Origin of the sequence: Belnapia sp. F-4-1 (assembly GCF_000802185.1) — a bacterium.
Taxonomy (GTDB): Bacteria; Pseudomonadota; Alphaproteobacteria; order Acetobacterales; family Acetobacteraceae; genus Belnapia.
The window spans coordinates 2239986-2265791 of record NZ_KN676113.1; the positions used below are offsets into that span (position 1 = coordinate 2239986).

Here is a 25806-nt window from a genome sequence, read left to right on the forward strand (position 1 = left end):
AAACGCATGCCACCGCCCGGGCCAATGCGCGGTCCGGCTGGCCCGGGCTTTGCTTGGAATTTGCCGGACGCCGCGGGACGAGGGCAAGCTCCGGTGGGAGCGACGGGCTCGATCCGACCGCGACATGGTGGGAGGCGAATGGTGCTGAATCTGACCAGACGGGGCTGCATGGTGCTGCCTCTGGCCACTCTGGCCGGCGCCTCGCTCCCCGTCCAAGCGGCGACCCCGGGGTTGATGGTGCGCTCGGACGGGCAGCCCCAGAACCTCGACCCGCATCAGGTCTTCGACGTGCCGATGATGGGCTACGCCCTCAATACCTATGACGGGCTCTACCGCTACCAAAACAACCCGCCCATTTTGGAGCCTTGGCTGGCGACGGGCCACACCGCCTCGGAGGACGGGCTGGACTGGGAGTTCAAGCTGCGCTCCGGCGTCACCTTCCATGACGGCAGCCCGCTGACCTCGGCCGACGTGGTCTACAGCTTCCGCCGCGTGCTGGCGCTCGGCAAGGCACCGGCCAGCGCCTTCCTGCCCATCCTGAAGCGCGACAACATCACGGCGCCAGACCCGCTCACCGTGCGCTTCCGGCTGGACCGGCCCTATGGCCCTTTCCTCGCGGCCATCCCGATCGTCGCCATCGTCAACGCCAAGCTGGTGCAGGCCAACGAGAAGGGCGGGGACAACGGCGCCGCGTGGCTGGCCGGCAACGAGGCGGGCTCCGGTGCCTATTCCTTCGTGCCGGGCACGCTGACGCCGAACGAGCGGCTCGACATGCAGCGTTTCGAGGGCCACTTCAAAGGCTGGTCCGACAACCCCTCGCCCGTCGCCCGCGTGGCGATGCGTACGGCGCGGGAAACATCCACCGGCGTGCTCGGCCTGATGAACGGATCGATCGACTGGACCGACAGCTACCTGCCGACGGACCAGGTGGAGCAGATCCAGTCGAGCCGCGTGGCGCGGGTGGAACGCCACTCCTCGTTGCGGACCTTCGTGATCCGCATGAACAATGCGCGGGCGCCGTTCAACAACCTGAACTTCCGCAAGGCGATGGCGCATGCCTTCAACTATGACGGTTTCATCAAGGAAATCCTCAAGGGCTATGCCGACCGCAATGCCGGCCCCATGCCCAACCCGCTCTGGGGTGTGCCGAAGGATGCGGCGGGCTTTGATTACGACCTGGGCAAGGCGCGCAATTTCCTCCGCGCCGCGCAGGCCGAGGGCGTCAACATCCGCCAGCCGGTCCGCATCCACATCCAGTCGCAGCTCGAGCAGACCAACCAGGCGGCGCAGCTCTTCCAGAGCGACTTGCAGTCGATCGGCGTGAACCTGCGCATCGTGGCCGATACCTGGGCCAACATCGTCACCTCCACCGGCTCGGCCGAGACCTCGCCGGACATGTGGATCCACTGGGTCAGCACCTATTTCGTCGATCCCGAGAACTGGGTTGGCCAGATGTATGACAGCCAGTTCCACGGCACGTGGAAAGCCTCATCCTGGTACAAGAACCCGGAGGTGGACGCGTTGCTCGGCCGCGCCCGCGGGTTGGTGAAGCAGGAGGAGCGGGCGCCGCTCTACGAGGAGGCGACGCGCCGCGTCATGGCGGATTGCGCCGACATCTGGGTCTACAACACGGTGGAGCTGCGCGGCGTCTCCAACCGCCTTTCCGGCTATCGCTTCTGCCCCGCCGGCGGCGGATCGGAGCTGCGCTGGCTCCAGCTGAAGGGCTGACATGGCGGGTTTCATCCTGCGGCGGGCGCTGCTGGTGCTGCCCTCGCTGCTCGGCCTGCTCGTGGTCTGCTTCCTGCTGATCCGCATGGTCCCGGCCGACCCAGCCGTGGCGCTCGCCGGCGACAACGCGACCCCGGCGCAGATCGAGGCGATCCGCCGCAGCTACGGGCTGGACCAGCCCATCCATGTGCAGTTCCTGCGCTACCTCGAAGGCGTGGCGCGGCTGGATTTCGGGCAGAGCCAGTTCTCCAGCCGGCCGGTGGCGGAGGATATCGCGCAGCGCCTGCCAGCGACGCTGGAGCTGACCATGGCGGCGCTGCTGATCTCGGTCGGCCTCGGCGTGCCGCTCGGCGTGCTGGCCGCGGTGAACCACAATCGCTGGCCGGATTTCGTGCTGCGCGTGGTCTCTGTGGCCGGGGTCGCCGTCGCAGCCTTCTGGCTGGCGATCATGCTGCAGATCGTCTTCGCCATGCAGCTCGGCTGGCTGCCGCTCCGCGGGCAGCTCAGCGCCGGGCTGACGCCACCCCCGGGCCCGACCGGCTTCCTGCTGCTCGACAGCCTCCTCGCCGGCCGCTTCGACCTTCTCGCGGACGCGTTGCGGCATCTGGTGCTGCCGGCCGTCACCCTCTCCCTCGGCGGGCTGGCGACGATCACGCGTTTCACCCGTGCCGGCGTTCTCGACACCTTGCAGAAGGACTTCGTCTTCTACGAGCGCGCCTCGGGCTATGCGCCGCGGCGGCTGGTCTGGATCTACGTGCTGCGCAATTCCGTGGCGGCCACCGTCACGCAGATCGGGCTGCTCTTCGGCGGGCTGATCGCGGGGGCGGTGGTGGTCGAGTCGATCTACGACTGGCCCGGCATCGGCAGCTACACCGTGCAGGCCATCCTGACGGCCGACTCCAAGGTGATGCTAGCCGTCACGCTGCTGGTCGGCCTGATTTATGCGGTGGTCAACATCCTGACCGATGTGGCGCACGCCCTGATCGACCCGCGGCTGCGGGACCGCGCCTGATGCTCGTCCTCCGCAAGTTCCTGCGCGACATCCCCGCCGTCCTCGGCGCCGTGATCGTGCTCGGCGTCGTTCTGCTGGCGATCTTCGGCCCCTGGATCGCGCCCTATCCGGAGGATGCCTCGGCCTCCCACCTGCTGCGCCGGCTGCGGCCGCCCAGCGCCGCCTTCCCCTTCGGCACCGACAATCTCGGGCGCGACATCTTCTCGCGCGTCATCCTCGGCGCGCGCGGGGCATTGAAGGTGTCGCTGGCGGTGGTCGGCGCGGCCATGGCGATCGGCGTGCCGCTCGGCCTGGTCGCGGGCTACGGGCGGGGCATCCTCTCCGAGGCGATCATGCGGGTGACGGATGTCTTCCTCGCCCTGCCGCAGCTGATCCTCGCCCTGGCCCTGGCGCAGCTGATGGGCCCCTCGGTCGAGAGCGCGATGCTGGCGCTGGCGCTGACCTACTGGCCCTTCTTCACCCGCATCGTCCATACCGAGACGCAGCGGCTGCGCAACGCGCTCTTCGTCGACGCCTTGCAGGGCATCGGCGCCTCGACGCCGCGCATCCTCTTCCTGCACATCCTGCCCAACATCCTCTCGCCCATCATCGTGCGCGCCACCATCGGCCTCGGCTTCACCATCCTCGTCGCCGCCGTGCTCGGCTTCCTCGGCATGGGCGCCACGCCGCCCGACCCGGACTGGGGCCTGGCCGTGGCGCAGAGCCGCGGCTACCTGCCCAATGCCTGGTGGTTCGCCACCTTCCCCGGCCTCGCCATCCTGGTCGCCGTGCTCGGCTTCAACCTGCTGGGCGACGGGCTGCGCGACCTCGTCGACCCGCGCCTGCGGCGGTCCCGCTGATGGCGGCTCCGGTGCTGGAGGTGCAGGCCTTGCGCGTCGCCATCCGTGGCGACGAGGGGCTGGCGCGCATCCTCGACCACGTCGCCTTCCGGCTGGAGACAGGGCGCATCCTTGGCGTCGTCGGCGAATCCGGCTGCGGCAAGTCTACGCTGATCCGCGCCATCCTCGGCATCCTGCCGCGCGGCGCGCAGATCGGCGGCGGGCGGGTGATGTTCGAGGGCGAGGACCTGCTCGCCTTCTCCGAGGCCGAGCTGAACCGGCAGGTCCGCGGCAGCCGCATCAGCTTCATCCCGCAGGACCCCTATCTCGCGCTCAACCCGGTCTTCACCGTCGGCGCGCAGCTGCTGGAGACGATGCGCCGGCATCGCCCCGGCACGCGGCAGGACCACCGCGCGGAGCTGGTGCGCCTGCTGCGCCGCGTGCAACTGCCGGATGCCGAAGCGGCGCTCGATCGTTATCCCCACCAATTCTCCGGCGGCCAGCGGCAGCGCCTGCTGATCGCCGCCGCCCTGGCCTGCGCGCCGCGCCTGGTGGTGGCGGACGAGCCAACCACGGCGCTCGATGTCACGACGCAGCAGCAGATCCTGCTGCTGCTGCGCGAGCTGGTCGAGGAGACGGGCGTCTCCATGCTCTTCGTCACCCACGATCTCGGCGTGGTGGCCGAGCTCTGCGACGATCTCTGCGTCATCTATGCCGGGCAATCCGTGGAGACGGGCCCGGCGCGCGCGGTGCTGAACAGTCCGATGCATCCCTACACCCGCGCGCTGCTGGCCTGCCATCCCGACCGCTCCGAGGGCTTCACCGGCATCCCGGGCGCGGTGCCCTTGCCGCTGCGCGCCCCGCCCGGCTGCCGATTCGCGCCGCGCTGCCCGGAGGCACGGCAGGCTTGCCCCGCCCGCACGTCGCATCCGCGCGCCGCCGCGCCGGGGCGGGCGGTGGACTGCATCCTCTACGATCCCGTGCCCGTGGAGGCCGTGCCGTGACGCCGATCCTCGCGCTGCGCGACGTGGCGGTGAGCCTCGGCGGCCGCAGGCGCTGGCTGCGTCCCTCCGTCCCGCCGGTGCAGGCCGTGCGCGGCGTCAGCCTCGACCTGGCGGAGGGCGAGATCCTCGGCGTGGTCGGCGAGTCCGGCTGCGGCAAGACGACGCTAGGCCGGACCATCCTCGGCCTGCAACGCGAGAGCCGCGGCGAGATCCGCCTGGACGGCACGGTGGTGAGCGGGCTCGACCCGCGCGCCGCCCGGCGCGCGCGCAACGCCGTCCACTATGTCCACCAGGATGCCGCCGCATCGCTCGACCCCTGGTGGAGCATCGGCCGCACGCTGGAGGAGGCGCTCGTCGTGCAGGGCCTGCGCGACGCGGCCGAGCGCCGCGCCCGGATCGACGAGGTGCTGGCCGCGGTCGGCCTGGATGCCAGCGCGCGGCCCCGCTACCCGCATGAATTCTCCGGCGGCCAACTCAGGCGCGTGGCCTTGGCCCGCATCCTGGCGCTGCGGCCGCGTGTGGTGATCCTCGACGAGCCCACCTCCGGCCTCGACATGTCCGTCCAGGCCATGGTGCTGAACCTGCTCGCGGAGCTGCGGCGGCGCTACGGCCTGACCTACGTCTTCATCTCCCACGACCTCTCCGTCGTGCGGCGCTTCTGCGACCGGGTGGCGATCATGTATCTCGGCCGGGTGGTGGAGCTGGCCTCGGCGACCGAGGTCTTCGCCCAGCCGCGCCATCCCTATACCCGCGCGCTGCTCGCGGCCTCGCCGAGCCTCGCGTCGGAGACCCGGCCACGCGCGCCCGTGCCGCCGGGCGAGCCGCCCAGCGCCGCACGCCTGCCGCCGGGCTGCGCCTTCTCGCCCCGCTGCCCCCATGCCCAGCCGCGCTGCCGCGAGGTGGACCCGGCGCTGGAACAGGACGGCCGCGGCGAGAATGCCTGCCTGCGCTGGCGCGAGATCGCCGGCGCCGACGACCCCGCGATGCAGCCCGCCTGACCAATCAGCGAGGACACACCATGGACTACGCCCCGCCCGCGCGCTGCGACGCCGTGACCCTCGAGATCGTGCGCGGCGCCATCCGCGCCGCCCAGGCGGAGATGGAGGCGCTGGTGGAGCGCACCGCCATGTCCGCCTTCATCCGCGAGAAGAAGGACTTCTACACCGCGCTCTTCGACGCGGAGGGCGTCATGGCCGTCGGCTCCAACGTGCCGGTCTTCGGCGACATCACCGGCCCCGTCTTCCGGCGCTTTCCCGTCGGGACGATGCGCGAGGGCGACCTCTACTGGTACAACGACTGCTACGAGAGCGGCGGCGCGGTCAGCCACTCCAACGACCAGGTCTTCTTGGCGCCGGTCTTCCTCGAGGGCCGGCGCGTCGCCTTCGTGATGGGCTGGGCGCATTTCGCCGATATCGGCGGGCTGCGCGCCGGCTCCATCAGCCCCGACGCCACCGACATCTTCCAGGAGGGCATCATCATCCCGCCGATGCGGCTGATCCGCGACGGCGAGGTGAACGAGGCCGCCTTGCAGATCTTCTACCGCAACTCCCGCTACCCGGGCCTCGTCCAGGGCGATGCGCGGGCGCTGATGGCCAGCGTCGAGCTCGGCGTGGCCCGGATGCGGGAGGTGGCCGCGCGCTTCGGCCCCGACCGGCTGGCCGATGCGCTGGCCCAGCTCCTCGCCCGCACCGAGGCGACGGTGCGCGCCCGGCTGCGCGAGACCTTCGCCGTTGGCACCCACAGCTTCACCGACCGCATCGACAGCGACGGCCACGGCAACGGCCCCTTCCGCATCCGCCTCTCCCTGACCCGCACGCCGGAGGACCGCTTCATCATCGACGCCACGGCGACCGACGACCAGTCGCCGGGGCCGGTGAACTTCCTGATGAACCGCGACGTGCCGGGCATGGCGCTCGGCCTCCTCTTCCTCGGCGGCGACCCGACCCAGGTGGTGAATGCCGGCTGCCCGCGCGCCATCGACGAGGTGCGGCTGCGGGAGGGCTCGCTGCTGCAGCCGCGCTTCCCCGCGCCGCTCGGCATGCGTGGGCTGACGATGATGCGCGTGCTGGCGGCGCTGAACGGGCTGGTCTCGGTAGCGGGCGGCCGGGCACCGGCGGCGCATGCGGCCTATGTCATCATCCTGCTGCGCGGCATGGCGGCGGGCGCGCCCTTCCTGCTGAGCGACGGCATCGGCGTCGGCTACGGCGCGCGCCACGACGCGGATGGGATCGACGCCGTCTACTTCGTCGCGCAGGAGAATTTCCCCCTCGAATTCCTCGAACTCGAATACCCCGTTCGGATGCGCCATTACGGCCTGAACCGCGACAGCGGCGGGCCGGGGCGCTGGCGCGGCGGCTGCGGCGTGGTGCGCGAATACGAGGTGATGGCGGAGGAGGCGGTGCTCTCCGTCCGCATCGACGGTGTGGAGAACCCGCCCTGGGGCGCCGATGGCGGCCTTTCCGGCGGCCCGGGCCGGGTCGTGCTGAACCCCGGCGCGCCCGGCGAGCGCACCCTCCGCCCGCTCTCCGACGGCAACCGCTTCCGGCGCGGCGACGTGCTGCGCATCGAGACCGGCGGTGGGGGAGGGCGCGGCCATCCGCATGACCGGCCCGAGGCCGCCGTCCTCGCCGACGTGCTGGGCGGAATGGTCAGCCCGGAGGCGGCGCGCCTTCACTACGGCGTCGTCATCCACGACGGCGCGATCGATGCGCCCGCCACTGCCGCGCTGCGCGCCGACCGCCCCGCCGCCATGGCCTTCCACCGCGGGAGCTACGCCGATGTCCTCGATTGAGATGCCCGCCCGCGACCTGTTGGTCGCCGTCGATATCGGCGGCACCTTCACCGACATCACCCTGCAAGACGCCGACACCGGCCGGGCCTGGACGGCGAAGACCCCGAGCACGCCCGCCGACCCGTCGGAGGCCTTCCTCACCGGCGTGGCCCTGGCGCTGGAGGCGGCCGGGCGCCCGGCCGAGGGCATTGGGCGGGTGCTGCACGGCACCACGGTGGCGACCAACCTGATCCTGGAAGGGAAGGGGGCCTGCACCGCCCTCGTCACCACCGCCGGCTTCCGCCATGTGCTGGAGATCGGACGGCAGGACATCCCGCGCGCCGCCAACCTCTACACCTGGGTCAAGCCCGCCCGCCCCGTGCCGCCGGAGCGCGTGGTGGAGGTGGTGGAGCGCATCGCCGCCGACGGCTCCGTCCTCACCCCGCTCGATGAGGCGAGCCTCGCAGATGCCGTGGCGGCCTGCCGCGCGATGGGTGTGCAGGCCGTCGCCGTCTGCCTGCTGCACGCCTTCACCAACCCCGCGCATGAGCGCCGGGTGGCCGCGGCACTGCGCGAGGCCCTGCCGGATCTGGCCGTCACCGCCTCCTCCGAGGTGCTACCGGTGGTCCGGGAGTACGAGCGCAGCCTCGCCACCATCCTGAACGCCCAGGTGATGCCCGCCGTCTCCACCTATGTCGGCCGGCTGGAGCGGCGGCTGGCCGCAGCCGCCATCGACGCCCCCTTGCTGCTGATGAAGTCCAACGGCGGCGTCGCCGGCGCCGCGGCCATCCGCCGGGCGCCGGCCGTCACCGCACTCTCCGGCCCGGCCGCCGGCGTGGTCGGCGCGCGCGCCATGGCGGAGGCGGCAGGCTTCCCCGACATCATCACCGTCGATATTGGCGGCACCTCCGCGGATATCTGCCTGATGAAGGGCGGCGAAGTCGCCCTCACCCAGCGCGGCCGCGTGGGCGACTGGCCGCTGCCCCTGCCCATGGTGGACATGGTGACGATCGGCGCCGGCGGCGGCTCGCTCGCCCGCGTGACGGCCGCGGGGGCGCTCGCGGTCGGGCCGGAGAGCGCGGGCGCCATGCCCGGCCCCGCCTGCTACGGCCGCGGCGGCACCCAGGCGACAGTGACGGACGCCCATGTCGTGCTCGGCCACCTGCCGCCCCGCCTGCTCGGTGGCCGCATGGCGCTCGACGTCGAGGCGGCGGAGGCGGCCGTGCGCCGCTGCGTGGCGGAGCCGCTGGGCATGGGCCTGCACGAGGCCGCGCGCGGCATCCTCGCCATCGCCGACAGCAACATGGTGGGCGCCGTGCGCGTGGTCTCGGTCGAGCGCGGGCACGATCCGCGCGACTTCGCCCTGGTGCCCTTCGGCGGGGCCGGGCCGCTGCATGGCTGCGCCCTGGCCGACCTGCTCGGCATCCGCACCGTGCTGGTGCCGCCTTCGCCGGGCGTGCTCTGCGCCCAGGGACTGCTGGCCGCCGACCTGAAGGCCGAGTTCAGCCGCAGCCTCCATGCCGGGGAGGCGGGCGACGCCGCCGTGGAGGCCGCCTTCGCCGCGCTCGAGGCCGAGGCGACAGCCTGGTTCGCCGAGGAGGCGGTGCCCCCCGCCGCGCGCCGCACCCGCCGCGTGGTGCTGATGCGTTATGCCGGGCAGGGCTCCGAGCTGGCGGTGCCCTGGTCCGGCGCCGCGAACGCCCCGGCCGCGTTCGGCGCCGCCCACCGCGCCCTCTACGGCTTCGAGCTGCCCGGCACCGCGGTGGAAATGGTCACCCTGCGGCTCGAGGCGACCGGCGCCCTGGCCGGCACCATCACCGCCCCCTGCCCGCCCGGGGTGGGTGCCGCGCCCATCGGCCACCACCGCGTGCATTTCGCCGGCGGCAGCCGGGACGCAGCGCTCTACGACCGCGGGACGATGGGCGCCGGCGACCGCCTCGCCGGCCCCGCCATCGTCACCCAGCTCGACGCCACCACCCTTGTGCCGCCCGGCTGGTCGGTGGAGATGGAGGCGAACGGCGCGCTGGTGCTGCGCCGCGAGGAGGAAGACGCATGACGCGAGACGCCGCCATCGCCGCCGCCACGGGCCTGCTGGACGACGGCACGCTGCTGGATTGCCTGGCCCGCCGCGTGGCCTTCCCCACCGCCAGCCAGGACCCGGAGAGCGGCCCGCATCTCCACGCCTATCTGGAGCGCGAGATCGCCCCCGACCTGGAGCGCATGGGCTTCACCTGCTCCATCCACCCCAACCCCGACCCGCGCGGCGGCCCCTTCCTGATCGGCCGGCGGATCGAGGACCCGGCCCTGCCGACGCTGCTGACCTACGGGCATGGCGACACCGTGCTGGGGCTGGATGCTGGCTGGGAGGCGGGCCTCTCCCCCTGGGTGCTGACCCAGCGCGGCGAGCGGCTCTACGGCCGCGGCATCGTGGACAACAAGGGCCAGTTCACCGCCAACCTCGCCGCGCTGGACGCCGTGCGCCGCATCCGTGGCCGCCTCGGCTTCAACGTCGCGGTGCTGCTGGAGATGAGCGAGGAGGTCGGCTCGCCCGGCATCGACGCCTTCTGCCGCGCCCATCGGGAGGAGCTGGCAGCCGATGTGCTGATCGCCTCCGACGGGCCGCGCCTGGTGCCGGAGGTGCCGACCCTGACGCTCGGCACCCGCGGCGCCATCAGCCTGGATCTCCGCGTGCGCTACCGCGAGGGCGGGCACCATTCCGGCAATTGGGGCGGGCTGCTGGCCAATCCCGGCGTGCGGCTGGCCCATGCCCTGGCCAGCATCATCGACCGCAACGGCCGCGTGCTGGTGCGCGACCTCGTGCCGGAGCGCATCCCGGACAGCATCCGCCGAGCGCTGGCCAAGTGCCGGGTGGACGGCGGACCGACCGGCCCGAGGATCGACGAGTGGTGGGGTGAGCCGGGCCTGTCCTCCGCCGAGAAGGTCTTCAGCTGGAACACCTTCGAGGTCCTGGCCTTCAGCACCGGCCACCCCGCCGCGCCGGTCAACGCCGTGCCGCCCGAGGCCTTCGCCCGCTGCCAGATCCGCTACACCGTGGACCGGCCGGTGGAGAGCTTCATCCCCGCCATCCGCCGCCACCTGGCGGAGCAGGGTTTCGACGATGTGAGCGTCGAGGAGGTTAAGGGCGGCGCCGAATGGGCGGCGACGCGGATGGACCCGGAAGGGCCCTGGCCGTTGCTGGTCGCGGAGTCGGTCCGCCGCAGTACGGCGAAGGACCCGATGGTCATCCCCAATGCCGGTGGCTCCCTACCGAATGACAGCTTCGCCGTCACCCTCGGCCTGCCGACCATCTACATCCCGCATTCCTACAGCGGATGCTCCCAGCACGCGCCGAACGAGCACGCGCTGCTGCCGCTGATGCGGGAAGGGCTGGCGATCGCGGCCGGCCTGTTCTGGGACTTGGGCGAACAGGACTGGCCGGGCCGCTGACGCCGGAGGCGTATGCTTCAGGGTTTGCGAATGCACATGGTTTGCCGAGCTCGGATGTTGCTGGAACCAGCGGGATGAATGTTCCGGCTGCCGTCCTTAGCCGCCTGCACCGCATCGGCGCGAAGCAAGGTGGTGAGCCTGATCCGAACATCGTAGCCGGCATCAGACGTTGAACAAGGCTCGATAGGGTGAGACTGACCGCGCGGGTACAGCGGCGGATCGCGCAGCAATACGCTCGGCTTCGTTGCTAGGCAGCGCTGGACCAAGCCTTCTGCCGCAGTGGTGAATGCCCGGGTTGGCGAGGTCGATTTGCTTAAGCGAGTTGTTCCTTGTCGGGTTGGCAACACCAGGAGCTATCCTATTTCCGGGAGGTGCCACTCAGAGGAGTTCGGCCGTCATGACCGAGGACGGTTTGCCCGAGCTGCCGCCACGCGCCTTTGCCAAAGCTGATTCCTCGGCGGACACGATTTTCTACGCCGAACCTCGCTTCGTCACTCATATCGACGACAGTGCCATCGCAGCCGTGACCGAACTGTACCGCGCGCTCTTCCCGGCCGGCGGCACGGTGCTCGATTTGATGTCAAGTTGGGTCAGTCACCTGCCGGAGAAGGTTGCCTACGCCGAAGTCATCGGGCACGGCATGAATGCGGCAGAGCTGGCCGCAAACCAGCGGCTTGACCGTTGGTTCGTTCAGGACTTGAACAAGGATGTCAGGCTGCCGCTCGGAGACGCGAGCGTGAACGCGGTCGGCATTTGCGTCTCGATCCAGTACCTCCAACGGCCAGTCGAGGTGTTGCGCGAAGTGGCGCGCGTGCTGCGGCCAGGAGGCGTCGTGGCGATCACCTTCTCCAATCGCTGTTTTCCTACCAAGGCGGTGGCCATTTGGCAGGGCCTTGATGGTGAGGACCAGTGCGGGTTGGTGTCGCTCTATCTGCAGCGTGCCGGCTTCCCGAGCGTAGAGGCGCTCGAGTTGGTGCCACCGGAACAATGGGGCAGGGATCCCCTCTGGGCCGTGATCGGGCGCAAGGGTGAAGGTAATGAGAGCTAGTTGCGTTGGGCGCGTCATCTGGATGCCGGTCTTGGCTGCGCTGGCGTGCATCGCAATGGCGCTCGCCATCTCGGCTTGCTCCGCCGCCGCACCCGAGGCGATGATGTCGGCTTCGGGACCGTCCGGCTTCGCCGCCGAGCGGTTTCCGAAGCCGCAACGTCCGGTGGCCGGTATTGTCTCCGACCAATGGGCGAGCGAGGACAGCCGTGAGCGGGCTGGGGAGGCTAGCCGGGTTATCGATCTGCTCGGCATCCGTCCTGGCGTGACGGTGGCCGATATCGGTGCCGGTGCCGGCTACTATGTCAGTCGGCTGGCGCACCAGGTTGGTCCCGAGGGCCGGGTGATCGCGGAGGACATCGAGCGTCGTACCCTCGATCGCCTCGGGCGACGCGTCTCGCGGGAGCGGCTCGGCAATGTGTCCCTCGTTCTCGGCGCGCCGCATGACCCGCGCCTGGCGCCGCGTTCGGTCGACCTCGCCCTGCTGGTCCATATGTATCATGAGGTCGCGCAGCCCTATGGCCTCCTTGCCAACCTAGTCCCGGCGATGCGGCCCGGCGGGCGGGTGGCGATACTGGATGTGGACGGTCCTGTGCTGTCGCATGGCACCCCCCGCGCCCTGCTGTCCTGTGAACTCGCGGCTGTAGGCTACCGGGAAGTGGCTTGGCACTGGGTCGAGGGGAGGTCGATCTATCTGGCCGTATTCGAATTTCCAGCGGAGCCACCCGAACCTGAACATATTGTACCATGTGGCGTGCGGTAACGGTGCCGTCAGCCACTGCTTACAGCTGCCCAGACGCCCGCATCCTGCCAAGCCTCTCATATGACACATGTTGCGGATAGGCGGCCGCGCCTCGTAATCCTTGCTGGCGCCCTCGTCTGAAACTCACGAAGGCCGAAGCCATTCTTGTCTACGGCGTAGCAGCATATTGCGACCGTGCATTGTTGGGAGTGGTTGGACTATGTCCAATGAGAGCTTCGAGAATGATCAACCTACCGAAGCTTGGGTAGCCGCACGCCGCGGAGAATTTCGTAAGGCCCTCGAGGCCTTCGTCCCTGCAAAGCCGATTTTGGTTCTCAGTCATCACGATGCGGATGGGCTTTCGTCGGCAGCCATCTTGGCTCGCGCATTCCAGCGTAGCGACCGGCAAGTCCAGGTCAGGCTGCTTGGTCGAGGGGAGAATGCTTGGTCGCCAGAGATGGCGTCTGAGTTGCGCGCGCAGGACATCGGTGGCTTGATCGTTGCTGACTTGGGCACCCGTGCCGAGCCACCGCTTCCTGGCATGGCTACGGTGCTCATCGACCACCACGTGCCCACTGGAGCTCCGGAAGAGGCGCTTCTCGTCAGCGGTCACGGCTTGCATCCAACGCCTACCACCTCCCTCTTGGCTTGGTGGTGTGCTGGCGCCATGACGAAGGTTGACGATCTCCTTTGGCTCGCTGCTATCGGCATCATTGGCGACATGGAAGAAGCGTCCGGCTTTCCTGAGCTTGCTGCCGCGCGCGAGCGCTGGGGCATCACTGCGCTCCGCAACGCTGTTTCCCTCCTGAATGCCCCACGGCGGGCCAGCGGTGGGGACGCTGGCCCGGCGCTGGCTCTATTGCTCAAGGCAGATGGACCCAAAGCCGTGCTGTCCGGCCACTTCCCGGAAACCGCGCTGCTGCAAGCGGCCAAGGCCGAGGTGCAGGACGCTCTGGCCGAAGGCCGCCGTGCGGCTCCGCACATCCGCAACAACATAGCTTTGATTCGCTTGCACACCGCCTGCCAGATTCATCCGCTCATCGCGCAGCAGTGGAAGGGGCGTCTCAAAGACAAAATCGTCATTGCAGCCAACACTGGGTATCGCCCGGGTTGGGTGCATTTCGCTGCACGTACTGGTCAGGGCACTGATCTTATCGAGTTTTTTCGCGATCATAAGCCGGAAGGAGCCGATCCCATCAACTACGGAAATGGCCATGCCCAAGCTTCAGGCGGAGCATTGCAACCCGCGGCTTGGAACCAGTTCGTAGCCAGTCTTGGCTTTGGTGCGGATGAGCAGGTGCCCGAATGAGCCCGCGCCATCGGAATTCACTACAGAATGCCGCTGGGTCAAACTCCGCACCTCTCCGCCTGGGTGTTCCGGTAAAGCTGATGGGGGCGCCGGACATCAAGAGCAACGACACCCGGCGCTGGCAACAGAGCCCGCACCTGAAGGTGTCTCTGGAGTACATGGACAAAGCCTTGGACTACCTCGACCGCCATGACATCCGCATGTACCGGCTGTCCTCCGACTTGGCACCCTATGCCACGCATCCCGACATGCCTCAGTTCCATTCCATGGTGCGCGATAGCGATGCCGAGCTGCGGGCCTTTGGCGCTAAGGCCAAATCGCTCGGCATTCGGCTGAGCTTCCATCCCTCGCAGTTTGTGGTGCTGAACAGTCCCGACCCGACGTTGGTGGACAAGAGCATCTCGGACTTGAACTCCCAGGCGGAGATGCTCGACCGCATGGAGCTTGGGCCTGAAGCCGTCATGGTCATCCATGTGGGTGGAACTTACGGAGATCGCGCCACGGCCAATGCCCGTTGGGCGGAAACATGGAACAACAAATTATCGGCGCATGTGAAGCGTCGGCTTGTGTTGGAGCACGATGACCTGCGGTTCTCCGCATCGGACATATTGTGGATTCACGAGCAGACCGGTGTCCGTCTGATCTTCGACCATCAACACTTTTGGTGCCTCAATCCGGACCGGCTCGATATGCGCGATGCCCTCGAACGAGTACTCCGAACCTGGCCTGACGGTCAGCGTCCCAAGGTTCACTTCTCGTCGCCGCGCACCGAGATGCGGGAGCTGAAGCGGAAGGAGAAGGGGACGCGGAAGGTCAAGACAGTTTTGGTACCACCGGTGAACACGGGACATGCGGACTTCTGTAACCCATTCGAATTTGCCACCTTCATGCGCGTCGCGGAAGGGCTCGACTTTGATGTGATGCTGGAAGCCAAGGTCAAGGACCTGGCGCTGATTCGCCTGCGCCTGGATCTGCTCCGCTACGCACCGGACGTGGCGCAGCGCTTCGGGTTGGCGGCAGCCGAAGAGGCGGCGTTGCAGGTCGAGGAACAGCAGATCTTAGCTGATGGTGAGGGCCTAGACACCGCGCCGGATTAGCGGTTGTCAATGCGGACGAGGCCAAGCCCGCTCCCGCCACGCTCCGTGCCGTCGTCAGGAATGGATCGAAGGCCCGCGCCGCATTCACCGGCAAGAAGCCGAGCCTTTCATCGGCTACGGTCTCTTGGCATTCCTTGCCAACCGCCGACCGTGACGAGGCTGCCTGGGCCAGCTCATTGCTTATTAAGTTGTCGAACACCGTTGCCGCAACCTGCACGGATCTCGCCGCCTCGTCTGCCGGATGTAGCGATGTCCGCTCACCGGCCATGGTTACATCTGCCCGCGCCAGGTCGAGCACGCCACGAACCAAGCGGTCCAGCCGCATGGCCCCATCCTCGATCGCCTCGGCGAAGCCGGTGTGCTCCTCTTCCGACATGATGTTGCCGTGCTCGGCTAGAAGTTCGGTGGCGCCGTGGGTCGCGGCCAGGGGCGTCTCGAACTCGTGGACTACATGCGCGGCCAGGCTGCGGACATCGCTCGCTCGACCGGGCGTTGTCATTTTCCAGCCGCTCGTCAGCGATGTGGCCCGTCAGCGCTGTCCCCACGTCCAGCGCCACGCCGTGGGGAAGAGCAAGCAGGAGATCATCCGCTGCCTCAAGCGCTTCGTGGCACGCGAGATTTGCGGATGCCTCTGCCGTCGCCCCAATGCCGTCTGCCAAACGCCACTTGACCACTATAAGACCATGCGTGCCGTTCCTATAACCTGTGTCCAGCCCGCGATACCGACCGACAATCAAGGCAAAGGCGACAATGGTGGTGCCAGGAAAGGTGCTCCTTAACCCAGCGGCGCGCGGCTTCCCCTATGCGACTGCGTAGCTTGGGATCAAGTATCAGCCGCTCGAGCAGCGCCGTGATCGCAGCCTCGGACCTTGCATCGACGACGAAGCCTGTCACGCCGTGCTGAATCAGCTCGGCGGGCCCACCTTCGGCTCCGACGATGCAGACAAGGCCATGCGCCATGGCATCGGCGACGCTGATGCCGAAACCCTCGATCTCATCCCCGGCTTCCAGCGCGAGCTGCGGATGAAGGAAGATATCCGCCTGCCGGAACTCAACCTCGCGCTGCCTGTCGTCGACATAGCCCAGGAGCGCGATCCGGCTACCGGCAGCGCTTGCATCGATGGCGTGCTGGATCTCGGCCGACTGGGGACCGCGACCGGCAATGCGATAGTGGTAGCGAAGGCCCCGATCGTGGCATGCTGCAGCGGCCCTGACCGCCGTGGCGACGTTCTTGCGCGGCACCAGCCGGCAAAGGGTCAGGATGCGCGGCTCGCCTTGGCCGGTGGGCGAAGCGCCCGACGCAGGGATCGCCGTGGTGGAAACACCGTTCCATGCAACGATGCAACGGGCCCCAAACTGCGGGAGGCGCCGGAGGAGCAAGTCGCGTGTCGTCTCGCTGACAGCGACAACGCGTTCCGATCTGGCGAGCACTAGGCGCATGAGCCGGAAGGCCAAGCCGCGCGGACGGCCGATCTCCCGGCCATGGACGGTGACAATCAGCCGCCGGCGGAAGAACAGCGCCGGAATGGCCGCGCGCCAGGTGCAGGCATGGATCGCTTCCGGACGCTCGCCATCCCGCCAGGCTGCCGCCATGGCGCGGTGAAGGCGTACAAGAACCTGCAGCTTGGAACCCGGCCCCACGTCGATCAGCCTGAGCTTACCGTTCGTCTCACGCCGGGGACCGACCGAGGATTTCGCAAACAGCGTTACCTGCCAACCAAGCGCGACATAGGCGCGCGCCACCTCTTCGGCATAGGTCTGCACCCCGCCTTCGTCGGGTGCGTAAACCCTGGTGACCAGCCAGAGACGGCCGGGCGCGTCAGGCATGGAACCCACCCGACGCCTTGGCGGCCGGGCGCAGCAGGAACTTCGCCATGGCCTGTGCCGCCCGTGCCGAAGGTGGCTCCTGGCCCATGTCGAACGTATCCTGAAGACCCTTTTGCTGCGCCGCCAGATAGGTGCCGTGGTCATCGCGCGCGGAATCCAGGGCATCCAGGATCCGGTCCGCGCTGTCGTGAACCCTGCCGTAGCGCCAATGGGCGTAGTTCTCGTCGCTCTGCCAGGCCACGCCATGCGCATTGAGGAAGAGGCAGGGCCGTGGCCTGGCGATGAACTCGTAGACCTGGCTGCTGACATCTCCCAGGTAGATGTCGGCCATGGTGGTGTAGGTCATGTCGATGCAGCGGCTGCTGCCGAGATCGATATGGATGTTGGCGCAGGATCTATAGGGGGCGAGCAGTCGCTCGGCGCGAAGGCGGTCGACGTGCCGGTCGAACAGCTTGATATGGGGCGCGACGATGAGGTTGTAGCGCGGCTCGGCAGCGGCCTGCCGCAAGATCGCCTCGCCCATCCTTTCCCAGGAGGAGAGCGCCCGGCTGGAATGCGGGTTGTAGAGTACCACGGGCCGTTCGTCGCGAAACAGCGTCGGCACCTTCGGACGGCACAGCGCGACAGCATCGAATTTGGGATAGCCGACCACCGCATAGCGGCCCTCGCGGATGAGCCCCTTGGCCAGCATGCGCCGGCGCTGCTTCTCGCCGGCCAGCAGCACGAAGTCGAATTGGCGGATACGCGGATCGAAGCCGATGGCCCGGTCCCCGGCTCCATGCGTGGTGTGCACGAAGCGAAGATGGCTGCAGCCCATTCGGCGCAGCAGCAAGGAGGTCCGTTCCGGCAGGACGACGGCGTCGAAGCTCATCAGGCGCCGGCTGGCCACGGCCAGGCTCAACAGCTTCGGGGGAATGGAGGCGCCTGTGAAGCGGGCCGCACGCTCCAGCCATCTGCCGCCTACCTGCTCGAACCCGATCGGGCCCGCGCCACCCTTCAAGGCCATGGCGCGCGCGTGCTCGATATGGGCGGCGGTCGCCGCCATCACATGGGTCTCGAACCGCCGGTCATGCGAGAGGCTGATTGCGATCGGCACGGTATGCATCAGCATGTGGGTCTGCGCATTGAGGAAGAAGCAGACCTTCAGCGGTGCCATGCCGGCATCCGGCGCGCTCATGCCAGCCGGGCCTCCAGCCTTCGGAAAGAGGTGTGCAACAGCATCACCGAGCAGGCGTTCGCCGCCAGCGTCGCCCACGCCGCGCCGATCGGCCCCATCATGGTCAGGAGGACGCCGAGGAAGACAAGGTAGCAGATGCTTGCCAGGCTGCGGGCGACCAGGGCCTTGTCGGGTCGTCCCAAAGCGACCAGCGCCGGCTCAAGCCCGAAACCGGACAGGTTCACGGCGGACGCGATCGTGAGCACCAGGAAAATCGGGTAAACGAAGACATAGTCCGGTCCACCGATCAGCGACAGGAGCAACTCGCCCGCCACGGCGACAAGGAGGATCGCCAGGAGGCCGATGGCTGTCGTCAGCAGCGCGGCGCGGACCAGGACAAGCCGGACCGCGGCGGCATCCCTCGTCGCGGTCAGCTTCGCCATCTCCGGATAGAGCGCCCGAGCGAGGGAGGTGACCGGCTTGGTCAGCGCCGTCCCGAGTTGCATGGCAATGCGATAGCCACCGGCGCTGGCGGGCCCGACGATCCAGCCGACCGCCAGGATCGGAACCTGCTGCCAGATGGGGCCGATGGAGGACGTGAGGTTGGTCAGCACCGCGAAGCGCAGGATCCCCGGGTTTTCGTCGGCCACTCCCCGTATCCGGGGCAGGCCGGCCGGAACGCCTTGGGCACGCAGTTGCGAAGCGGCTGTCGCCCACATCACCACGGTCGTCGCCAGCTCCGCCACGCCCCAGGCGATCAGGTAACCGGCCAGGCTACCGTCGGCTGCCCAGGCCGCGCAGGTGCCAAGCAGCCGCGTGACGGGCAGGGTGAACTCGCTCCAGGCGGCCAGGTCGAAGCGCGCGAAGAGCCGCAGGATTCCGGTCGGCGTCCCGCGCTGCCCGAACAGCAGGGACAGGCCGAACCAGGCCGCCAACTGCGTTTCCTGATCTGACCATCCCAGCGTGCGTCCGGCCGCCAGGGCGCCCAGGCTAGCCAGGACCGTGGCGAAAGCGCCAGCGCAGAGGTCGAGGGCCGTCGTGAAACCAAGCACGAAGCGAAGAGGGCCGACCTTGCCATCGGCCAGGTGGCGGGCACCATAGCGGATGACCGTCTGCCAGGACTGGAAGCCGACGACGGTTCCGATCACCTGGCCGAAGGCCAGGATCAGGGCGAAAACGCCGAAGGTCGCCACGCCGAGCGTCTGCGCCACGATCGCCAGATAGACCAAGCTCAGCAGCGCACCCGCACCCTTGCCGCCGAACAGCCAGACGGCGTTTTCCAGCGCATGGCGGAACGCGCTGTCCGCCTGGGCATTCTGGCCGCCGAGTGGCACCGCCCATCGTCGGCTCATCCAGGGCTCCGGCCAACGGGGCGCAGCGCCGCCTCCACCAGGACAAGGTCCGAAGGCTTGTCCACATCCACCGCGGCGGCACCGAAGGGCAATTCGACGAAGCCGAGCCGCACGGCGCAGCGCCGTTCGAGCGCCCAGGCCACGCCCTGCAACGTCATCATTCCAAACGCATAGCGCAGCAGCGGCAGCAGGCCCAGCGTCCACGCCATGGTCAGCGGCCGCTTCCGATGCTGTTCCAGCTCCCGCCAGAAGCCAACCACCCGTGCCGCTTCAGGACGCGCCAGAAGGAACAGGTTGCAGCCGCTGAAGGCACCGTCGCGGAGCCGCAACCAGCTGCGCTGCGTTTCCGGGAATTCCAGCAGGACGGTTTCGCGCCGGGCAAGGGCGGCAAGGGCGGCGGCCTCCGGCGGCGCGGCGTTCAGCAGATGCGTCACCATCGCCGCACTCAACAGGGCATGGTCGGCGGTGGTGACCAGCAGGGGGGTGCCGAATTCCTCCAGCATGGCCGCGGCACTGCGCGCCGGACTGGCCTCGGCCGGGCGCAGGATGACACCCGAGAGACCGTCCAGCGCGGCAAGCGTCGTCTCCGGCCGCTCGATTGACACCACGATGCGGCCGATGGCCGGGGCCGCCCGTAGCGCCGCGACGACCCGCAGCAGCATCGGCACGCCTGCCACTGGCAACAGCGCCTTGTGCGACACGCCCCTGGCGGCTGCCAGCGGATCCGTCCCGCCGCGCTGGCCCGCCAGCACCAACGCGGTCACGCCAGCCCTGACACCGGGTGGATTCACTTCGCCAGGTCTTTCTCATAGACGCGGTACGTCTTGTAGGACTTGGCGCCGAGCGTCTCCGCCAGATGCCGCATCGGCAGGTTGTCCTCCAGCACCCAGGACATCTCGATCTGGCGGATACCCAAGGCCAGCGCCTCCCGCCGCAGCGCCTCCACCAGGAAGAGCGGCAGCACGCGGCCGAGAAGCCCCGCGCCGATATCGCGCCTGACACCCATAAGCGGCACCCGGGCCGTCGCCACGCCTGCCACCTTCAGCCGCCAGAGCAGGCGCGCCCAGCCGAAGGGCAGCAGCCGACCGGACAGGTCGCGGATCGCCTCGTTCAGGTTGGGCAGGCAGACGGCGAAGGCGACCGGCCTGCCGGCCAGCTCGGCGAACCAGACCAGCCGCTCGTTCAGCAGCGGACGCAACTCCGCGGCCAGGTGCGCCACTTCCTCGGCGGTGAAGGGCACGAAGCCCCAGTTGCCGGACCAAGCATCGTTGAAGATGCCCAGCATCGTGGCGATCTCCTCCCGCAGGGCACGCCGGCGCAACGGCCGCAGCACGACGCCATCCGGCAGCGGCCGTGCCACGATCCGGGCCGCCGCGTCCGGCATCGGCAGCGAAAGGTCGGAAAGATAGGCCAACATGTCGCGGGCCTTGCGATAGCCGAGCGCCTCCAGCCGCGGCCCGGCATAGGGCGGGTCGTGCGGCATCATCAGCATCGGCGGCGTCTCGAAGCCCGAGACCAGCAGGCCGGTCTGGTCGTTGATGGACAGGCTGAAGGGTCCCCGCAGGCGGTTGAGCCCACGTGATTTGCCCCAGCTCTCCGCCGTGGCCAGCAGCGCCGCGAAGACCTCGTGGTCATCCGCCGCCGCCAGCAGGCCGAAATGCGCGGGACGGGTGCCGTCGGGATCGCGCACCAGCCGGTCATCCTGCGCGCTGATGCGCCCGAGATCCCGGCCGTCGCGCCGGGCGATCCAGAAGGCGGCCTCGCCATGGCGGAACCAGGGATTGTGCTTCGCCGACAGCGCCGCCCGGCGCTCCATGAGCAGGGGCGGCACCCAGGCGGGATCGGTGCGCGACAGCGCATGCGGCAGGCGGATGAAGCGCTCCAGATCCGCGCGGCCGGAAACCGGGACGACCTCGACGGTGGAACCGCTCATGCCAGTCCCAAGAAGGCTCGATCTTTCCGATGCCACGGCGCATCGCCCGACCCGCGCGAAGGATCGTAAGGGGCACCGGTGCTCAGGGACGCGACCCAGGAAAACCCCACGGCCTCGCCATGGCCCCGATGCGTGGCACGGGCGCGCAGCGGCTTCCGCAACCTCATCCGCCCGAAACCGGGGCACCGCCCGCCTCACCAGCGACCATGCATCGTCCCTCCCCCTCCATCGCCACGCCGATCAGACCTCCTCGTGCCACAGCCGCAGCAGGCCTACGAGGGCAAAGGCCAGCGGCGCGGTCCAGGCGGCCAGATGGGGCTCGAGCCCGCCGGCCTCGCCCATCGCGTTGAGCAGGCCATTGACGACGAGATAGCCGAGCCCGAGGGCCAGTCCAATTCCGCCACGCCGGTAGCCGTCCGCCTGCCGCGGCAGGCCGAAGGCCGAGGGCGCGGCAAGCAGCACCATGACGAAGGGTGCAATCATGGTTGCCGCGACGGCCTGCAGTCGTGTCGCATAGAAGGCAGGCCCGCGCGTCACGGCGCCCTCGCCCCTTTGCCCCGCCAGCAGCCGGTCGAGCGGTTGCGCCGCGGTCGGGCGCGCGAGATCGCGTATCGCCTCCGGCGAGGGCCCCTCAGCCCAGGCCAGCTCCGCCAGGACCTGCGGCCGGCTTTCGCCCGGCCGGACCAGGCGCAGTTGCAGCAGCCGCCAGCCCTCCGGCCCATGGATCGCGCGGCGCGCATCGATGCGCTCGAGCGCCTGCCCTTCCGCATCGCGGCGGACGAGCAGGATGCCCGCGAGCGACCGGCCGTCCAGAGAAGCCGACTCCACCGACACGATCTCGGTGCCGTTGCGCAGCCAAAGCCGCTGCGCCAGCGCCATGGGCTGGCCCTCCGCCGCGCCCCTGCCGTCCCACCAATCGGCCAGTGTTCGCTCGGTCCGCGGCGCGATGGCGAGCAGCAGCGCCGCCTGCAGCGCAACCGCCAGCACGCAAGCCGGCAACACGGCCCCCAAGATGCGCCAGGCGCCGAGCCCCAGGGTCCGCAATGCCGTGATCTCCAGCGTTCCGGCCAGGCGCCGGAAGGTCAGGATCGCCCCGACCAGCACCGCCAGCGAGACGAGCTGCCCAAGCATGGTCGGCAGGCGCAGCAAGGCATAGCGGCCGACATCCGTCAGGCCGCCGCGCTGGAGCAGCTCGCTCGCCTTGTCGAGCAGGTCCAGCAGTTGCAGCAGCGCAACCAGCCCCAGAAGCACCGCGGCCGTCAAGCCCAGGAAGATCCTGCTCAGGTAGCGCGGCAGGATCATAAGGCCGGTCCCCGGCGCCATCGCAGCCGGCCGGCGATGGTCGCCACCGCCCGGTCGAGCCAGGCGATCATGCCGTCGAAGGCACCTTCCTCCGGATGGCGATCGCTGTGACGGAACACCAGGATGGCGAAGCTGGCGAGGAGGAGAAGAGCGGCCCAAAGCCCCAGGCGCGGGTCGATCCGGCCGACATCGCCGAGCGATTCGATGAGTTGCAGCACCTGCTGGTAGACCATCAGGATCACCGTCCCGACCAGGATGCCGACCGAGCGCCGCGACCGCTTCGCCGCCAGGCCCAAGGGCATTGCCAGCAGCGGCAGGACGAGCATCGAAGCCGAGCGCACCAGCCTTCCGTGCAGCTCACCATCGAGCCGCGTGCGGCTCAGCGGCGGGTCCGGAGACTGCCGCCCAGCCCAAAGCTCCGCGATGGTCATCTCCCGCTCATCGGTGCCGCGCAGGCGGAAGAGAGGCAGGCGCTGCGTGAAAGGCCGTGACAGGTCCGACCCGGCGAAGCGCAGCGTCGACGCCTGGCCGTCGGGCAGGAGCGTGATCTGCTGGCCTTCGTTCATTTCGAGCAGCAGCTCTGTCCCGTCGTCGCTGAGCGTCAGCCGGCCGGTCGCGGCAGTGGTCAGCACTTCGCGCCCATCCTCGTCCCGCTGCTGCAGGAAAATGCCGTGCAGCGTCCCGTCCTCCGGGTCCCGCCGGTCGACATGGACCGTCAGCCGACGACCGATCTGCAGGAATTCCCCGGGCACCAGGGTGGCGTTCCAGCCCGCATTGGTCAGGGCATGGAAGGCTGCGCGATAGGCGTAGCGGCTGAGGGGCTGGACATAGCCGTAGAGCCCGAGGGCGAGCAGGCCGCAGCCCAGCCCGACCGCGAGGAAGGGCCGGCTGAGGCGGGTCAGCGAGAAGCCCGCGGCCTGCAGCCCGTCGAACTCGTGGTCCTGGCTCAACCGCGCGAGGACCACATAGACCGCCAGGAACAGGGCTGCCGGAAAGGCCAGGCCGAGATAATGCGGCACCAGGTAGAGCAACAGGCGGATGACCGAGGAGGCCGATCCGCCGGTACCGGCCAGGAAGTCGAACAACCGCAGCAGCCGCTCCATCAGCAGCGCCGGCAGCACCAGCAGCAGGGTGGCGGCCAGCGGCCTGGCCAGCTGGCGCAGCATGTAGCGGTCCACCACCCCGCTCCTCGACGGTGGCCCTCGTCCGATGCCTGCCCTTGACGGCCGCCACCCGAATGCGGTGGTGCGCCCCTCAGTCACGCCCCGGCCGCCTCCCAGCCGGAGCGGAGGCGAGCCAGCATGTCGTCTCGCACTGCAGCCTCTGGTTCCACAGCCTGGCCGAGCGCCGGCGGTCCCGGCCAGCCGGCATCGGGAAAGCTGCGACCGAGATGCACGCGCTCGCCGGCGTAGCGCGGGATGACGTGGAAATGGACGTCCGGGTCGACCATCATCAACATGAGATAGTTGATCTTCTCGTACCGAACAAATTCACGCAGGATAGTCTCGATACGATGGATGGCGTCGTGCATTCCGGCAAAGGCTGCAGGGCTGGCATCGCCGAAGCGGGTGACCGGTTGGCGACAGACCAGCACCAGCGAGCCGAGCGTGACCTGCTGCGGCCGCAGCAACACGAGCCAATGCTCGGTCTCGCCGATCAACGTTGCGGGATAACCGAACTTGGCAAGCGTGGCAGCTGGCATCCGAAATCTCGCACGAGCGGTTCAAGGGAAGGCCGTGCGGTCCCTGGCTGCGACGCAGCCTTGAACCGTCCCGGCTGGACTATAGGTGCCCGTCTGCGGGGTCGCCAGTTCCGGAGGCGGCCCGACCGTTCGGCGACGGGCGCATGGCTGGCCGCCTGGCTGCTGGCCGCGGCCCTGCCCGGAGGTGCCGCGCTCGCGGCCGGGGCCCGCGCGACCGCCTGTGCCGCAGCGGAGGCGCCGGCCGGGCCGCAGCTGCGGGTCACGGTCACCGGGGCACGCAAGGTGGCGGGCAACATCACCATCACGGTCTATGGCCCGCGGCCAGAGGATTTCCTGGCGCGCGGCGGTCGCTTGGCGCGCCAGCGCATCCTGCTGCAAGGCCCGGCGGCAGAGGCCTGCTTCGTCCTTTCCGAAGCCGGCGTTTATGCCATCGCCGTCTATCATGACGAGAACAACGACCACGACTTCAACCGCACGCTGATCGGGATGCCCGCCGAGGGCTATGGCTTCTCCAACGACGCTCCGACACTGGCCGGCGTGCCAAGCTTTGAGGCTGTGCGCTTCGCGGTGCCGGCAGGCGGATTGCAGATGACGATCCGGCTGCGTTACTGAAGCTCGACAAGTCGGCGGGCGGGGGTTCAATCCATTGCCAGGCTGCGGAACTCGGCGGTCGCCGGGTCCTGCAGGCGCAGGGTCGTCTGGCGTCGCCACCCGTTTCCGGTGCGCGTGATTCGGTGCAGCAGCCATCCGGGCCAGTGCTGTCCCGCCGCCAGCGCCTGCGGTGCGCCGAGGACAGGGACGGGACGCACCGCTCCGGGCAGCGTGGCCTGCAACGGAACATGATGATGCCCATGCAGCACCAGCTCCGCGCCATGGCGGGCCAGGAGGACGCACAAGGCGGCACGGTCGCGCAGCGCCTTGCGCCATCCGCCCGGCCCGGGCACGGGCGGATGATGCACCAGCACCGCCCGGAACAGCCTCTCACGCCCGGTCGCGTCGAGCAGCGCCGGAAGCCGGGCGAGCTGTGCCGTGCCCAGTCGTCCCTCGGCCGAGCCGGGCATGGTCGGAACTGCCGAGGAGAGCCCGATCAGGGCCATGGGCCCGCGCCGATGCAGGAACGGGAAGGGCGCCGCGTTTGGTTCAGCCATGTCATCCGCCATCCATGGCTGCCAGCTCCCGATCCCGGACTCCCATGGCACGGCAACGGTCGCATCATGATTGCCCGGAATGATTGTCACTCGATCAGGCGGGCCCAGCCGCTCCAGCCAGGCTCGTGACGAGGCGAATTCGCCGGGCAGGGCAAGGTTGGTCAAATCGCCCGTGACCACCAGGTGGTCCGGTTCGGCGGCTGCGATATCGGCCAGCAGGGCATCGGCGGGCAGGCGCCGCCGGCGCTTGCGCCGAAGGGCGAGATAGGCCAGCAAACGCTTGCCCGCGAGTTGCCCAAGCGGATGCAAGGCCCCAGGGGGAACAGGCAGGTGAAGATCGGACAGGTGCGCAAGGGTGAAGGACATGGATCGCCCAAGTCTCGCCCGGCTGGCGCATCGACGCCAGCGGCCCGG

The 25806-nt window shown here is 69.1% G+C and carries 22 protein-coding genes and 1 pseudogene; 13 read left to right on the top strand and 10 right to left on the bottom strand.

Annotation, left to right across the window (positions count from 1 at the left end):
- Window positions 1-168 precede the first annotated feature (168 nt).
- From LH62_RS10835 to uvsE, 12 genes are all read left to right on the top strand, one after another.
- Window positions 169-1728, top strand: coding sequence for an ABC transporter substrate-binding protein (locus tag LH62_RS10835; RefSeq protein WP_160299814.1), 1560 nt, complete (start codon window positions 169-171; stop codon window positions 1726-1728).
- 1 nt (window position 1729) lies between these two features.
- Window positions 1730-2740, top strand: a complete 1011-nt coding sequence (locus LH62_RS10840; RefSeq protein ID WP_043361224.1) for an ABC transporter permease — start codon at window positions 1730-1732, stop codon at window positions 2738-2740.
- Window positions 2740-3579 (top strand): ABC transporter permease, encoded by an 840-nt coding sequence (locus tag LH62_RS10845; RefSeq protein WP_043361227.1) that lies wholly within the window; start codon window positions 2740-2742, stop codon window positions 3577-3579. Before LH62_RS10840 ends, LH62_RS10845 begins: the two co-directional genes overlap by 1 nt.
- A complete protein-coding gene (locus tag LH62_RS10850) occupies window positions 3579-4562 on the top strand; it encodes an ABC transporter ATP-binding protein (RefSeq protein WP_043361229.1) in 984 nt (327 codons plus the stop codon). Before LH62_RS10845 ends, LH62_RS10850 begins: the two co-directional genes overlap by 1 nt.
- Window positions 4559-5560 carry an ABC transporter ATP-binding protein gene (locus LH62_RS31105; RefSeq protein WP_052214140.1) on the top strand — a complete coding sequence of 334 codons (1002 nt, stop codon included), beginning with the start codon at window positions 4559-4561 and terminating at the stop codon, window positions 5558-5560. The genes LH62_RS10850 and LH62_RS31105 overlap by 4 nt, the downstream gene beginning before the upstream one ends.
- A 20-nt stretch (window positions 5561-5580) precedes the next feature.
- The gene (locus LH62_RS10860) at window positions 5581-7353 is read left to right on the top strand and encodes a hydantoinase B/oxoprolinase family protein (protein ID WP_201445463.1); all 1773 of its coding nucleotides are present in this window, start codon (window positions 5581-5583) and stop codon (window positions 7351-7353) included.
- Window positions 7340-9388: a hydantoinase/oxoprolinase family protein gene (locus tag LH62_RS10865; RefSeq protein WP_043361232.1), complete on the top strand. Its 2049-nt coding sequence runs from the start codon at window positions 7340-7342 to the stop codon at window positions 9386-9388. The genes LH62_RS10860 and LH62_RS10865 overlap by 14 nt, the downstream gene beginning before the upstream one ends.
- Entirely contained in the window at window positions 9385-10779 is a 1395-nt protein-coding gene (locus LH62_RS10870) for a M20 family metallopeptidase (RefSeq protein WP_043361234.1), read from the top strand. The genes LH62_RS10865 and LH62_RS10870 overlap by 4 nt, the downstream gene beginning before the upstream one ends.
- Before the next feature lie 397 nt (window positions 10780-11176).
- Window positions 11177-11827, top strand: coding sequence for a class I SAM-dependent methyltransferase (locus LH62_RS10875; RefSeq protein ID WP_043361236.1), 651 nt, complete (start codon window positions 11177-11179; stop codon window positions 11825-11827).
- Between the two features lie 31 nt (window positions 11828-11858).
- Entirely contained in the window at window positions 11859-12587 is a 729-nt protein-coding gene (locus tag LH62_RS10880) for a class I SAM-dependent methyltransferase (protein WP_201445464.1), read from the top strand.
- A gap of 199 nt (window positions 12588-12786) precedes the next feature.
- Entirely contained in the window at window positions 12787-13875 is a 1089-nt protein-coding gene (locus LH62_RS29195; protein ID WP_201445465.1) for a DHH family phosphoesterase, read from the top strand.
- Complete coding sequence (uvsE, locus tag LH62_RS10890) at window positions 13872-14972, top strand: UV DNA damage repair endonuclease UvsE (protein ID WP_052214144.1); 1101 nt, start codon at window positions 13872-13874, stop codon at window positions 14970-14972. Before LH62_RS29195 ends, uvsE begins: the two co-directional genes overlap by 4 nt.
- A gap of 286 nt (window positions 14973-15258) precedes the next feature.
- On the opposite strand, the pseudogene LH62_RS32680 reads toward uvsE, so the two are convergent.
- The 9 genes and pseudogenes from LH62_RS32680 to LH62_RS10930 all read right to left on the bottom strand — a co-directional run.
- Window positions 15259-15471 (bottom strand): annotated as a pseudogene (locus tag LH62_RS32680) (histidine kinase dimerization/phospho-acceptor domain-containing protein); the annotation flags it as partial.
- A 197-nt stretch (window positions 15472-15668) separates the two neighbouring features.
- Window positions 15669-16799, bottom strand: a complete 1131-nt coding sequence (locus tag LH62_RS10895; protein ID WP_052214146.1) for a glycosyltransferase family 4 protein — start codon at window positions 16797-16799, stop codon at window positions 15669-15671.
- Window positions 16792-17955 (bottom strand): sensor domain-containing protein, encoded by a 1164-nt coding sequence (locus LH62_RS10900; RefSeq protein WP_201445466.1) that lies wholly within the window; start codon window positions 17953-17955, stop codon window positions 16792-16794. The genes LH62_RS10895 and LH62_RS10900 overlap by 8 nt, the downstream gene beginning before the upstream one ends.
- Before the next feature lie 17 nt (window positions 17956-17972).
- Window positions 17973-19307, bottom strand: coding sequence for a lipopolysaccharide biosynthesis protein (locus LH62_RS10905; protein ID WP_082012477.1), 1335 nt, complete (start codon window positions 19305-19307; stop codon window positions 17973-17975).
- Window positions 19304-20071 carry an NTP transferase domain-containing protein gene (locus LH62_RS10910; RefSeq protein WP_236552529.1) on the bottom strand — a complete coding sequence of 256 codons (768 nt, stop codon included), beginning with the start codon at window positions 20069-20071 and terminating at the stop codon, window positions 19304-19306. Before LH62_RS10910 ends, LH62_RS10905 begins: the two co-directional genes overlap by 4 nt.
- Before the next feature lie 23 nt (window positions 20072-20094).
- Window positions 20095-21240, bottom strand: coding sequence for a hypothetical protein (locus LH62_RS10915; protein ID WP_043361243.1), 1146 nt, complete (start codon window positions 21238-21240; stop codon window positions 20095-20097).
- A 240-nt stretch (window positions 21241-21480) separates the two neighbouring features.
- Window positions 21481-22563 (bottom strand): LptF/LptG family permease, encoded by a 1083-nt coding sequence (locus LH62_RS10920; RefSeq protein ID WP_043361245.1) that lies wholly within the window; start codon window positions 22561-22563, stop codon window positions 21481-21483.
- A complete protein-coding gene (locus LH62_RS10925) occupies window positions 22539-23720 on the bottom strand; it encodes an LptF/LptG family permease (RefSeq protein WP_052214153.1) in 1182 nt (393 codons plus the stop codon). The genes LH62_RS10920 and LH62_RS10925 overlap by 25 nt, the downstream gene beginning before the upstream one ends.
- A gap of 80 nt (window positions 23721-23800) precedes the next feature.
- On the bottom strand, window positions 23801-24244 hold the full coding sequence (locus LH62_RS10930) for an HIT family protein (RefSeq protein ID WP_043361247.1): 444 nt from the start codon (window positions 24242-24244) through the stop codon (window positions 23801-23803).
- A 60-nt stretch (window positions 24245-24304) separates the two neighbouring features.
- Here LH62_RS10930 and LH62_RS10935 point away from each other — a divergent pair, with 60 nt between their 5' ends.
- Window positions 24305-24856 carry a DUF2141 domain-containing protein gene (locus tag LH62_RS10935; RefSeq protein ID WP_052214155.1) on the top strand — a complete coding sequence of 184 codons (552 nt, stop codon included), beginning with the start codon at window positions 24305-24307 and terminating at the stop codon, window positions 24854-24856.
- A gap of 26 nt (window positions 24857-24882) precedes the next feature.
- Here LH62_RS10935 and LH62_RS10940 read toward each other — a convergent pair whose 3' ends face one another.
- Window positions 24883-25758 carry a metallophosphoesterase gene (locus tag LH62_RS10940; RefSeq protein WP_043361250.1) on the bottom strand — a complete coding sequence of 292 codons (876 nt, stop codon included), beginning with the start codon at window positions 25756-25758 and terminating at the stop codon, window positions 24883-24885.
- Window positions 25759-25806: the final 48 nt, after the last annotated feature.

What these genes read in the sequence shown, in the direction of transcription:
- LH62_RS10835 (WP_160299814.1), top strand. Translation starts at nt 169, where the DNA reads ATGGTGCTGCCTCTGGCCACTCTGGCCGGCGCCTCGCTCCCCGTCCAA.
- LH62_RS10840 (WP_043361224.1), top strand. Translation starts at nt 1,730, where the DNA reads ATGGCGGGTTTCATCCTGCGGCGGGCGCTGCTGGTGCTGCCCTCGCTG.
- LH62_RS10845 (WP_043361227.1), top strand. Translation starts at nt 2,740, where the DNA reads ATGCTCGTCCTCCGCAAGTTCCTGCGCGACATCCCCGCCGTCCTCGGC.
- LH62_RS10850 (WP_043361229.1), top strand. Translation starts at nt 3,579, where the DNA reads ATGGCGGCTCCGGTGCTGGAGGTGCAGGCCTTGCGCGTCGCCATCCGT.
- LH62_RS10860 (WP_201445463.1), top strand. Translation starts at nt 5,581, where the DNA reads ATGGACTACGCCCCGCCCGCGCGCTGCGACGCCGTGACCCTCGAGATC.
- LH62_RS10865 (WP_043361232.1), top strand. Translation starts at nt 7,340, where the DNA reads ATGTCCTCGATTGAGATGCCCGCCCGCGACCTGTTGGTCGCCGTCGAT.
- LH62_RS10870 (WP_043361234.1), top strand. Translation starts at nt 9,385, where the DNA reads ATGACGCGAGACGCCGCCATCGCCGCCGCCACGGGCCTGCTGGACGAC.
- LH62_RS10875 (WP_043361236.1), top strand. Translation starts at nt 11,177, where the DNA reads ATGACCGAGGACGGTTTGCCCGAGCTGCCGCCACGCGCCTTTGCCAAA.
- LH62_RS29195 (WP_201445465.1), top strand. Translation starts at nt 12,787, where the DNA reads ATGTCCAATGAGAGCTTCGAGAATGATCAACCTACCGAAGCTTGGGTA.
- uvsE (WP_052214144.1), top strand. Translation starts at nt 13,872, where the DNA reads ATGAGCCCGCGCCATCGGAATTCACTACAGAATGCCGCTGGGTCAAAC.
- LH62_RS10895 (WP_052214146.1), bottom strand. Translation starts at nt 16,799, where the DNA reads ATGCCTGACGCGCCCGGCCGTCTCTGGCTGGTCACCAGGGTTTACGCA.
- LH62_RS10900 (WP_201445466.1), bottom strand. Translation starts at nt 17,955, where the DNA reads ATGGCACCGCTGAAGGTCTGCTTCTTCCTCAATGCGCAGACCCACATG.
- LH62_RS10905 (WP_082012477.1), bottom strand. Translation starts at nt 19,307, where the DNA reads ATGAGCCGACGATGGGCGGTGCCACTCGGCGGCCAGAATGCCCAGGCG.
- LH62_RS10915 (WP_043361243.1), bottom strand. Translation starts at nt 21,240, where the DNA reads ATGAGCGGTTCCACCGTCGAGGTCGTCCCGGTTTCCGGCCGCGCGGAT.
- LH62_RS10920 (WP_043361245.1), bottom strand. Translation starts at nt 22,563, where the DNA reads ATGGCGCCGGGGACCGGCCTTATGATCCTGCCGCGCTACCTGAGCAGG.
- LH62_RS10930 (WP_043361247.1), bottom strand. Translation starts at nt 24,244, where the DNA reads ATGCCAGCTGCCACGCTTGCCAAGTTCGGTTATCCCGCAACGTTGATC.
- LH62_RS10940 (WP_043361250.1), bottom strand. Translation starts at nt 25,758, where the DNA reads ATGTCCTTCACCCTTGCGCACCTGTCCGATCTTCACCTGCCTGTTCCC.